The 10,050-nt window shown below is 42.9% G+C and carries 11 protein-coding genes; 6 read left to right on the forward strand and 5 right to left on the reverse strand.

Annotation, left to right across the window (positions count from 1 at the left end; all coding sequences use genetic code 11):
- Nucleotides 1-138: 138 nt before the first annotated feature.
- Nucleotides 139-816, forward strand: a complete 678-nt coding sequence (locus tag GNE10_RS26150; RefSeq protein ID WP_185568115.1) for a PEP-CTERM sorting domain-containing protein — start codon at nucleotides 139-141, stop codon at nucleotides 814-816.
- A 256-nt stretch (nucleotides 817-1,072) separates the two neighbouring features.
- On the opposite strand, the gene GNE10_RS26155 is transcribed toward GNE10_RS26150, so the two are convergent.
- Nucleotides 1,073-2,614 (reverse strand): NAD(P)/FAD-dependent oxidoreductase, encoded by a 1,542-nt coding sequence (locus tag GNE10_RS26155; RefSeq protein WP_185568118.1) that lies wholly within the window; start codon nucleotides 2,612-2,614, stop codon nucleotides 1,073-1,075.
- A gap of 571 nt (nucleotides 2,615-3,185) precedes the next feature.
- On the opposite strand from GNE10_RS26155, the gene GNE10_RS26160 reads away from it, so the two are divergent.
- From GNE10_RS26160 to rbsK, 3 genes are all read left to right on the forward strand, one after another.
- Complete coding sequence (locus GNE10_RS26160; RefSeq protein ID WP_185568120.1) at nucleotides 3,186-3,455, forward strand: hypothetical protein; 270 nt, start codon at nucleotides 3,186-3,188, stop codon at nucleotides 3,453-3,455.
- Nucleotides 3,425-3,871, forward strand: a complete 447-nt coding sequence (locus GNE10_RS26165; RefSeq protein ID WP_185568122.1) for an HNH endonuclease — start codon at nucleotides 3,425-3,427, stop codon at nucleotides 3,869-3,871. Before GNE10_RS26160 ends, GNE10_RS26165 begins: the two co-directional genes overlap by 31 nt.
- A gap of 116 nt (nucleotides 3,872-3,987) precedes the next feature.
- Nucleotides 3,988-4,932, forward strand: coding sequence for a ribokinase (rbsK, locus tag GNE10_RS26170; protein ID WP_185568125.1), 945 nt, complete (start codon nucleotides 3,988-3,990; stop codon nucleotides 4,930-4,932).
- Between the two features lie 360 nt (nucleotides 4,933-5,292).
- Here rbsK and mreD read toward each other — a convergent pair whose 3' ends face one another.
- The 3 genes from mreD to GNE10_RS26185 all read right to left on the reverse strand — a co-directional run bounded on the left by mreD (nucleotide 5,293) and on the right by GNE10_RS26185 (nucleotide 7,861).
- Nucleotides 5,293-5,928, reverse strand: coding sequence for a rod shape-determining protein MreD (gene mreD / locus GNE10_RS26175; RefSeq protein ID WP_185568128.1), 636 nt, complete (start codon nucleotides 5,926-5,928; stop codon nucleotides 5,293-5,295).
- Between the two features lie 26 nt (nucleotides 5,929-5,954).
- The gene (gene mreC, locus GNE10_RS26180; protein ID WP_185568130.1) at nucleotides 5,955-6,755 is read right to left on the reverse strand and encodes a rod shape-determining protein MreC; all 801 of its coding nucleotides are present in this window, start codon (nucleotides 6,753-6,755) and stop codon (nucleotides 5,955-5,957) included.
- A gap of 98 nt (nucleotides 6,756-6,853) precedes the next feature.
- Complete coding sequence (locus GNE10_RS26185; RefSeq protein WP_185568133.1) at nucleotides 6,854-7,861, reverse strand: rod shape-determining protein; 1,008 nt, start codon at nucleotides 7,859-7,861, stop codon at nucleotides 6,854-6,856.
- A 369-nt stretch (nucleotides 7,862-8,230) separates the two neighbouring features.
- Here GNE10_RS26185 and GNE10_RS26190 point away from each other — a divergent pair, with 369 nt between their 5' ends.
- Nucleotides 8,231-8,590, forward strand: coding sequence for a single-stranded DNA-binding protein (locus GNE10_RS26190; RefSeq protein ID WP_185568135.1), 360 nt, complete (start codon nucleotides 8,231-8,233; stop codon nucleotides 8,588-8,590).
- Between the two features lie 59 nt (nucleotides 8,591-8,649).
- On the opposite strand, the gene GNE10_RS26195 is transcribed toward GNE10_RS26190, so the two are convergent.
- Nucleotides 8,650-9,399: an SIMPL domain-containing protein gene (locus GNE10_RS26195; protein WP_185568138.1), complete on the reverse strand. Its 750-nt coding sequence runs from the start codon at nucleotides 9,397-9,399 to the stop codon at nucleotides 8,650-8,652.
- Between the two features lie 221 nt (nucleotides 9,400-9,620).
- Between GNE10_RS26195 and GNE10_RS26200 the strand changes: the two genes are divergently transcribed.
- A complete protein-coding gene (locus tag GNE10_RS26200; protein ID WP_185568141.1) occupies nucleotides 9,621-10,034 on the forward strand; it encodes an EVE domain-containing protein in 414 nt (137 codons plus the stop codon).
- Nucleotides 10,035-10,050 lie beyond the last annotated feature (16 nt).

The following is a 10,050-nucleotide window of genomic DNA, read 5'->3' on the forward strand; positions in this document are numbered from 1 at the left end:
ATATTTTATGACTACTCTTGACACTCAACTGTCAACAATCAACAACCTAAAGCTGTTGTTTATTTTTTAGAGTTAGGCAACTTCAATAAAACTTTTGAATTATCAAAAATCAAACACAGAAAATAAGGACAATGATATATGCGTTTTTCTCACATTGTAGGAATTTTGGGTTGCATGACAGCAGCTTGTATGACAATTGCACCCATACAAGTAGAAGCTGCTAATTTTAAAGTTGAATCTGGAGTTACCAGTATCGATCGCGACCACGAAAATATTCTCAGAAATATCGGGTTAATCATTACAGGCACTCAAGATACAGTCCCACCAATTCCCAGCGATTATTTAGTTGGCTTTCAAATCGATTCAGCTACCAACTTCACCTTCAGTGACGAAGGAGGTTTTACTCCACTCTTTGGTACAATCGAGCATATTGGTACTGTTACCTTTAACCAACAAACTACTGTTGGTAACTTTTCAATTGGTTTTGCTTCAGGACGTACTGTCCCTAATACTAGCGGACTTGTTTTAAGAGACACAATTTCTTCTACAAATCCAATTTTATTTGATTTGAGCGCTCCGCAATCTGTGACATTTGACGAACAAAATTTAACTCTAGCTTTGGCTGACGTTCAACTGTTCATTTCTCCAGAATTTGCTGAGACACTTGGTAACTCAAGTTTGGCAGGTTTATTTGCTGGAACCGCACGAATTGATGCTAAAGTTGCCGCCGTACCTGAACCTGGAAGTACCTTAGCAATTTTAGCTGCCGGTGCGGCTATGTTAGCAGTTCGATTTTGTACTCAACAAATTAAATGAATTCAGGAGTTAAGAGTTGGGAGTTAGGAGTTAGGAGTTAAGAGTTGGGAGTTAGGAGTTATACTAATTTGAAAAAAGAATGCGACAAATAGACCATTTGTAGAGACGTGATTCATCGCGTCTTCACCCAAGGATATGTTGCAATCATTAATTAAATTGGTATTAGGAGTTAGGAGTTAGAGTTTTTTCATGATTTTGCGTAAGTCCTGAATTGATTCTAAATTCTGAATTCTGAATTCTGAATTCTGAATTCTTATTAAACGCATTTAATCTGCTCAAGCATCTCTAAATGCTTGTTAACAGGTGCAAGAGTGTTGGCTGCAATCATCCCACTAGCGGCGACTGCTGGTAAGCCAATACCGGGAAATGTCGAATCTCCACAGCACAACAACCCTGGTAGGGGAGTGCTGGGGCCGGGAAATATGCCAGAACCAGCTGCAATTGCTGGCCCGTAAGAACCTTGGTGACGGCGCAGATAACGTTCGTGGGTTAAAGGTGTGCCAACTAGTGTAACTTCGCAACGAGAGCGGATATCTGGAATAACCCGTTCTAGCGCTTGCCACATAACCTCAGCACGCGATCGCTTTTGTTTGGCGTATTCTTCACTTTTTCTATCCATCCCCTGCCAAATACCATAAGGCTCATTCCCTGGGGTGTAAACGTGAATTACATGCTTACCTGGTGGTGCTAGGGATGAATCAAGAACTGAAGGAATTGATATTACCACCAAATTTTGAGGTGCTGTTATCCCCGCTTCCCAATTATTCACCACGACGTAATGGCATTGTAAATTTGGCTGTAATCCTTCGGCATTAATACCTAAATGCAGATGCATGAAACTATCACACTCAGGTGTGGCTTGTCTTTGAGCGCGGAACTGTTTTGATACTGCACTTTCAGGTAACAGCTTCAGCGTGTCCCAAACCGATGCATTAGAAATAACTGCCTTGCGGGCGCGGATTTCTTGGCGATCGCGCAGACGCACACCCACCGCCCGATTACCCTCCACCAACACTTGCTCGACATGTGCGCCCAATATCAACTTACCACCGTGACGCTGTAATCCTTGGACGAGGGCGTCAACTAAAGCACCACTACCACCAATGGGATAATCCAGTACTGCCCCTGGTTTATACCAATCAGCAAACATAAATGCCACCTCTGCGGCGATCGTGCCATCTGCCGGCAAACCAGAAAGCAGAAAACACAGCAAATTCAGCCAATTTTGCGTAAATTGGTCTTTGACAACACCATCCATAACTCGACTGAAAGGCCCAGTCAGCTTGATGATACTTGCAATATGTTTTGCCATAGAAGGGGCAAATCGTCCCACAGTTTGAATTGCACCCAAATCAAAGCGTAATGCTGCCGGTGACATAGCCGTTGCTGCACTAGCCAGTGGTTCCATAACCCTTTGGAGTTGCTGCCATTGTGCTACAGCCTCACGACCGCGCAATTTCATCAACACTTCGGAAAATTGCTCAGCTCCAACTGACGTATCAAAATAACCTTCTGGCAGATAACAACCCCAAGTATCATAGGTAACGCACGGTAATTCCGAGCCAATGGCATCTAGAACTTGCCGCAGTGGGTTTGTGGAGGGACTGTAAGACAGCCCAGAGTAGAGAGAAGGGCCACAGTCAAACTTGAAACCATTGCGCTCAAAAGCGTGGGCGGCACCACCAGGAATGGAATGACTTTCGCAGACTATCACATCAAAGCCATACCGCGCCAAAAGACCAGCACAACTCAAACCGCCAATACCGCTACCAATGATAACTACATCTGTGTTTTGCATATCCTATGTTTGCAATGATGGTTTTTAAGATTTGTTAAGCGCTATTTGGCAGTATAGCTTGTTGGAAGTGAGTGAAATGGAAAAGGCGATCGCATTTTGAGGCATTCTCAAATTTTGACCATCAAAGCTCATTCGCTATGCTGAGACGTTTAGAATGATTGGACTTTAAAAATGGGGGTTTACCCATAAACTACTATGGTATTGTTGGATACAAAAATGATCGATTTCAGTATTTAAGAGAAAATCTTATGAGTTATACTTCTAAACTACCTGGGATTCCTGTTCTTACACCGAGAGATATAAAATTTTTCTTTAAGTATTTTAGAAGCATAGATAAAATACTTTGCCAAAGGTATTCATTGGGTTTTTGCCCCGATGAAGAACATTTAACTTCTATACTGTGTGAACTTTTAGATCATAAAGGTTCGCAATTGCATCAACTACTATATAGCATTGCTGATCTCAACAGAGATTTGGAAAAGAGTGGCAGTTTGCTGAAAGCACACGCCTACAGCAATATAGTCATCAATTAATTGAGGCACAATAAAACCAAAGGCACTGCGAACACACAATGACTACTCAATTGATGGTTCAACCCTCATCTTTAATATCTTCTGGTATCAGAATGAGCGAATTCGGTGACATTTATCTTTTCAAATTTACCGATGAGCTACAGTCTCGCTTTGAAGAACTATTGCAGAAAAAAAAAGCTGATACGCTCACTTCTGAAGAAGAAGCTGAATATGTAGGTATCTCCGAATTAGAGCGAATATTTACCTTGATTAACGCTCAACTAGCGGCGAAAAGTAAATGGTGTCCGAACAAACTCGAAGACTTGTAAGAAAACGAGCTGAGTATCTGTGTGAATACTGCCATTCTCCAGAATACTTGAGTCCCGACCGTTTTACTGTTGACCATATCATGCCCCAGTCTTTGGGTGGCTCAGATGAACTGGATAATTTAGCTTTAGCTTGTCATCGCTGTAATGAGCGTCACTATACTTTTACAGTAGGTACTGATCCTAAAACTCAAAAACAAGTCCCTCTTTTTCATCCCCGTCAGCAAAAGTGGTCTGAGCATTTTATTTGGACAAAAGACGGGAGAAAAATTGTAGGTATAACTCCTACAGGGAGAGCTACTAGCCATCGCTTTGACTTTAATGATGAACGTCGGGATGAGCCTTCGATTCAAGTAGCCCGTGGTTTTTGGGTAGAAGCGGGTTGGCATCCACCCCAATCAGATCCGCGTCAAGAATAAGAAAAAATGCCTTCTTGCTATATTCAGTTCCCACCAAATACCTAACTCCAAACAATTTAAGCACTGCGATCGCGTCCTATACTATGAGGCAACTCATCAGCTAAACAAAAATCAGCATGGGCATCATCGTTTTTGGCAGCATCAATATGGACTTGGTAGCCACAGCACCCCGGTTACCAGTGGGTGGAGAAACCTTACTCGGAGAAGATTTTTTTCAAGTTTCCGGAGGTAAAGGAGCCAATCAAGCTGTAGCATTAGCCAGATTGGGAATTCCTACTCAAATGGTGGGGCGTGTTGGTGCAGACAATTTTGGTGTCGAACTTCTCAAGAATTTGCAAGCATCTGGCGTGCAGACAAACAATGTTTTTGTTGATGAAACTGTGAGTTCTGGAGTCGCCATCATCACCGTTAGTCAAGCTGGAGAAAATCAAATTGTTGTTATTCCTGGTGCAAATGGACGCGTCAATCAAGAAGATGTACAAAGATTATCTAGCTTATTACCAGAAGCTACAGCAGTGCTTTTACAATTAGAAATTCCCATTCCTGCGGTGGTTGCAGCAGCTAAAGCAGCCAGAAGCGCAAACATCAAAGTTATTCTTGACCCCGCACCTGCACAATCGAATTTACCCGCAGAACTTTATCCATTGATAGACATTATCACACCCAATGAAGTTGAGGCTGGACAGTTGGTGGGTTTTGCTGTGGATGGAGAAGAAACAGCAGCCAAAGCAGGTGAGATTTTATTGCAACGGGGAGTGAAATGTGCGATCGTCAAATTAGGAGCTAAAGGTGTTTTTTGTGCAACTGCCCAGGAAAATTTTCTTGTACCTGCATTTCCAGTTCATGTAGTAGACACAGTAGCAGCTGGCGATGCTTTTAACGGCGCTTTAGCAGCAGCACTTTTTCAAGGAATATCCTTACATCAGGCAGTAATTTGGGGCGCAGCAGCAGGCGCTTTAGCCGCCACAAAACCAGGCGCACAAACCTCGCTACCAAATAAGTTGACATTTGATGCTTTTCTCCAAGAAAAACTTACATCATATCCGCCAAAGCACACATAATAAAAAGTTTGTAGTGAGGACTTCAGTCCTCAAAGCTAGAACTAAAGTCCTCTCTGCCAGACGCTACGCGAACAGGAACGCCAAGGGCGAACAAGTCGGGGAACCCGCCCAACGCACGCTTCTCTGTGGTTAGTTTTCCGTTAGCTGTGCGTAATACCATTTCTTTGTGAGGCTGCGCCAAATGTTCTTTCTTTCTTTGTGTCCTTCTCTGACGAGACGCTGCGCGAATGCGCCCTTTGCGGTTTGTTCCTCATATAGTTTGGCGCATCTTCATACAGAATTGATATAAGTCCTGAGGGAATGGAATTTCACCCTAACAGTTAACAGTCATCAGTCATCAATCAACAATCAACACCCAAACTATTGCTCCAACAATTTCATCCGCTGCCACCAAAGATTCAAGGGATAATAAACCACAGGTGCCCAGAGACTACTTAGAATCGCTGAAGCAAGGGCGACGCGTTGGTAATATATCCAAATATTTCCGGCTTGTTGTAAGCTGTAACCACCGTGGGCATCACCCATAAAAGTTAATTGCAAAGCAAAGATAGTTTCTCCCAAAACTGCCATTACAAAGACAATTACAGCAATAGAAATAAAATCTTCTTCCATAAAGCGCTGTTTCTGGAGCAAACCAGTCAAAAATCCCACCATACCTAAACTTAGGGCATGAGTGGGTAATGCCGATGTCATTCCATCTTGAAGTAGCCCCAAAATAATCCCCGCCAATGCTCCGCTAAACATTGTGCGCTTCACACTCCAAGCCACCACCCAAATTAACAACCAGTTTGGGCCAATTCCCAATAATTCCATACCTGGTAGGCGGGTTGGTAACAACAATAAACATAACAGCACAGAACAGACTGTCACCATCAAACCCATTAACCTACGTACAGCAGGATGCCAACGAGAAAGCGGTGGAATTTGGATTTTCGATTTTCGCTTTGATGATTTTGACTTTTTTTGTCTGCTGCCAACAAATGCAGGAATCTTCATTTTTTTGTGGATTTTCAAGGAAGAATTTACTTAGACTTTTGCTGTGCTGACTTTTGGGTTTCTGCATCTTGGTTTTCTGGCTTGGGATAGACAGCTACCCAATCTAGAAAGCGTATCGGCGGAAAAAGCTCAACTTTTGCTACTGAGGCTGGGAGTTTCTTTAAATCCAGCGACTTGATTCTTCCCACTGCCAAGCCAGACGGAAACTTTTGACTATAAGTAGACGTGGAAACTAAATCTCCTACTTTTGCATTTGGAACTTTTTCATAAAACTCCAACACAGCGTCCGCAGAAAAATCCCCTCGCAAAACACCTTTAGCGGCCGTGCGGCTAATTGTTACACCTACTTGGCTCTTAAGATCGCTGATTAACAACACCCGGCTAGTATTGGGAGTTACACTTTCTACTAAACCAACCAATCCCCCATCCGCCTTGACTATATAGCCTTCCTGAATCCCAGAATTAGTACCCCGATTCAAGGTAACTTGTTGCCACCACTGGTCAGCACTACGTCCTACCACCCTTGCTGGAATTGGCTTTGATGCCAGTGGTTCTTTTTCTACATAACCTAATAAATTTTGTAACTTTTTCTTCTCACTTTCCAAATCTTGTATACGAGTTTGTAACTCTAATATCCGAGCATCTCTGAGGCGTTCTTCTGGAGTCGGCCCTGACTGTAACATCTGCAACGGACGAGTAATTGTGTAGTATGTCTCAAGTATTAACTCACCTTGAGTCTGCCGCAATATCCAAGCACTACCAGCTATTAGAGCTAATACCCCGATTTGCAACCCTTTACGATCCCACCAACGCCTTGCTGTAACCATATATACCTTTATATACTTAATAATTAAGTTCTACCTGGATTCTATTTATATAAAACCCAAATAGAACTCAAATAGAACTCAAGTCTGATATTTTTTCGCTACATATTGCGAGAGCGAGCGCTGAAAACTCGTTCCATTTGCTTAAAGTTTTCTAGCACACGGCCTGTCCCCAGCACAACACAGCTTAAGGGATCGGCAGCAATGTGGGTGACAATCCCTGTTTCATGGCTAATTAGGGTATCTATACCTTTAAGCAAAGCGCCACCACCAGCCAACATAATACCTCTGTCAATAATGTCTGCTGCTAATTCTGGAGGTGTGCGTTCCAATGTTCGCTTCACAGCTTCTACAATTACCGATAACGGCTCCAGCATACTTTCACGGATTTCTGGCCCCTTGATGGTTACAGTTCGTGGCAAACCAGAAAGTAAGTGTAAGCCCCGGACTTCCATCATGAGATCGTTGTCATCGTTAGTGGGATACGCAGAACCAAGCCGAATCTTAATCTCCTCCGCAGTACGTTCGCCGATAACTAAGTTGTGCATTTTCTTGAGATACTGAACGATTGAGTCAGTTAGTTCATCCCCAGCAATGCGTACCGATTCGCTTAGCACTGTACCTTGAAGACTTAACACCGCAACTTCTGTAGTGCCGCCACCAATGTCAATGATCATGTTACCAGTGGGTTCAGTAACAGGGAGTCCAGCTCCAATTGCTGCTGCCACAGGTTCATCAATTAAGTAAACTTCCCTTGCTCCGGCTTGTTGAGCTGCATCCATCACAGCTCGCCTTTCTACTCCTGTGACGCCACTAGGAATACCAATGACGATTCGTGGTAAAATTAGGGATCTACCTTCATTTACACGTTGAATAAAGCTTTTGAGCATCAGCTCGGCAACCTCGAAATCAGCAATTACGCCATCACGCAGGGGGCGCAGAGCAATTACATTTCCAGGCGTCCGACCAAGCATTTTCTTGGCTTCTTCACCTACAGCCAAAGCCACCTTTTCACTTTGATCTATGGCAACCACTGAAGGTTCTTGAAGTACAATACCTTTACCAGATACATAGACAAGAGTATTTGCGGTACCGAGGTCGATACCCATATCCCATGATGTGCGAAAGTTCCTGAAAAGACCCACGCGTCTCTAAGCCCCCTATGTGCTACTTTTTGACTACAACTGTTAAGAGTTAATAGTGTTATATGCTATTTGTTTCTATCCTGAGTCCAGTAAACTAGACTATATTTTTATATAATTCCCAGCAATATTTACTATGTCTCAGGCATCTATTTTTTGATATTCTCTCGTGAAATTAGTATATCCGTATACTTTTATGTGTTTCTCCCAGTTTTATGTATAATTTTTCAATTCAATATATTGTTAACTCTTTAAGGCATTATTTTCAATAGTTTGGTAATCAGCTATGATGGGAGTCAAGATTAATCAGTACAAGTGTACTAAAAGGTAACGCACATGAGTATCAATGTTGTCACCCTCATTGGCCGTGTAGGCGGCGACCCAGAGATGAAATATTTTGAATCAGGTAGTGTTAAGTGTAGATTGACACTAGCTGTGAATCGCCGCACTAAAGAGGGCGAGCATACTGATTGGTTCAATTTAGAACTATGGGGAAAAACGGCAGAGGTGGCAGGCAATTATGTACGAAAAGGTAGACAAATTGCCGTCAAAGGTTCCTTAAAGTTTGACACATGGAGCGATCGCCAAACAGGAGCAAACCGTTCTTCACCAGTGATCCAAGTAGACCAATTAGATTTATTGGGGTCTAAGCGCGATGCCGAGGGCGGCGGAGACTTTTCGCCAGAGAATTTCTAATTGGTCAATAGTCATTAGTCACGACAAAAAACTAATGACTATTGACAAAAAACTAATGACTAATAACTAATTTGCAACGTTACAGATGCTTCTACTTCCTGTTCGCCACCAACTACAGGGGTAGAAACATCGGCTTGTTGAGCTATTTTTGCAGCCTCGGCGCGGTATAACACCGGTCGTGGAGGTTGACTCGCATTATTAACTTGAATGCTGACCACTTCTTTGGGTGACAAACCCAAAGCACTGAAAACAGCATTAGCTTGCTGTCTAGCGTCTTGAGTGGCTTCTGCTAATGCTTCGTTTCGTGCCCTAGTGATTGCTTCATCATTGGCAACAAAACTAACAGCCTCAATTTGTGTTGCGCCGGCTTTCACTGCACCGTCTAATAATGTACCAGTTTGCTCAATGGGAATGCGAAAACTCACGGTATTATTGGCAGCATAGCCTGTAATCCGCTGCACATTATTGGTGTAGCTATAAACTGGATTGAGTCGGATACCAGTGGTTTGTAATTTGTCCACATTTTGGTTTTTCAGGAACGCAACCACAGCCGATGACCTACGGGCGGCTTCTTGCTGTGCTTCCTGTGCAGTTTTAGCCTGAATTTCTACTCCTAAACTGACTTGCGCTATGGTTGTGGGAATTTCTTGGGTTCCGCGGCCATTAACAGTCAAAGTCCGCCACATTTTCTCCTTTTCTTGTGCCAACGCAGGCAGTGTAAAAGTTGTACATAAAAGTAACGTTAAAGACAGTATTTTCCACAAATTTGCAGATGGAAAAGATGAACCGGATAAAGCGGCTCTAGTCATAAGATTTGCACTCCTCAGAACAAATGTTTTTAATTAAGCGTACATAGCAATCCTTTGGTAACTGTTGAAAGTTAACAGCCACCACAAGTTTTTCATAATTTAAATGCGATCGCTAGATACGATTTGTATGTTTATACTTTGACACCACCAGCATCAAAAGCGGGAATGGTTACATTTTTGGAAACTAAAAAAATTACATCAATCTGTTTGGAGATTTGGGTATGGCGTATTGGCTGCTGAAAACTGAACCCGACACTTATTCTTACTTCGATTTAGAACGGGACGGCAGTACAACTTGGGATGGAGTTAACAATCCTCTAGCCCTCAAACATATACGCACCATGCTAATTGGTGACTTGGCGTTGATTTATCACACAGGTAAAGAACGACAAGTTATCGGTGTAGCAGAAATAATTAGTCAACCTTATATCGACCCAGCACTCAACGACAGCAAACGACTAGTTTTCGATGTGCGGGCAGTGCAAAGAGTAAAGCAACCAGTCACCTTAGCCCAAATTAAGCAAGATGAAAAATTTACAGACTTTGACTTACTGCGACTTCCTCGACTGTCTGTAGTCCCAGTTTCTCAAATTTATTGGCAGCGGTTGACGGAGTTACTGGGGATGGGGAGATGAGGGGATAGGGAAGTGT

The sequence above is a fragment of the Nostoc sp. 2RC genome (genome assembly GCF_014222165.1).
Lineage (GTDB): Bacteria > Cyanobacteriota > Cyanobacteriia > Cyanobacteriales > Nostocaceae > Nostoc > Nostoc linckia.

What these genes read in the sequence shown, in the direction of transcription:
- GNE10_RS26150 (WP_185568115.1), top strand. Translation starts at nt 139, where the DNA reads ATGCGTTTTTCTCACATTGTAGGAATTTTGGGTTGCATGACAGCAGCT.
- GNE10_RS26155 (WP_185568118.1), bottom strand. Translation starts at nt 2,614, where the DNA reads ATGCAAAACACAGATGTAGTTATCATTGGTAGCGGTATTGGCGGTTTG.
- GNE10_RS26160 (WP_185568120.1), top strand. Translation starts at nt 3,186, where the DNA reads ATGACTACTCAATTGATGGTTCAACCCTCATCTTTAATATCTTCTGGT.
- GNE10_RS26165 (WP_185568122.1), top strand. Translation starts at nt 3,425, where the DNA reads ATGGTGTCCGAACAAACTCGAAGACTTGTAAGAAAACGAGCTGAGTAT.
- rbsK (WP_185568125.1), top strand. Translation starts at nt 3,988, where the DNA reads ATGGGCATCATCGTTTTTGGCAGCATCAATATGGACTTGGTAGCCACA.
- mreD (WP_185568128.1), bottom strand. Translation starts at nt 5,928, where the DNA reads ATGAAGATTCCTGCATTTGTTGGCAGCAGACAAAAAAAGTCAAAATCA.
- mreC (WP_185568130.1), bottom strand. Translation starts at nt 6,755, where the DNA reads ATGGTTACAGCAAGGCGTTGGTGGGATCGTAAAGGGTTGCAAATCGGG.
- GNE10_RS26185 (WP_185568133.1), bottom strand. Translation starts at nt 7,861, where the DNA reads ATGGGTATCGACCTCGGTACCGCAAATACTCTTGTCTATGTATCTGGT.
- GNE10_RS26190 (WP_185568135.1), top strand. Translation starts at nt 8,231, where the DNA reads ATGAGTATCAATGTTGTCACCCTCATTGGCCGTGTAGGCGGCGACCCA.
- GNE10_RS26195 (WP_185568138.1), bottom strand. Translation starts at nt 9,399, where the DNA reads ATGACTAGAGCCGCTTTATCCGGTTCATCTTTTCCATCTGCAAATTTG.
- GNE10_RS26200 (WP_185568141.1), top strand. Translation starts at nt 9,621, where the DNA reads ATGGCGTATTGGCTGCTGAAAACTGAACCCGACACTTATTCTTACTTC.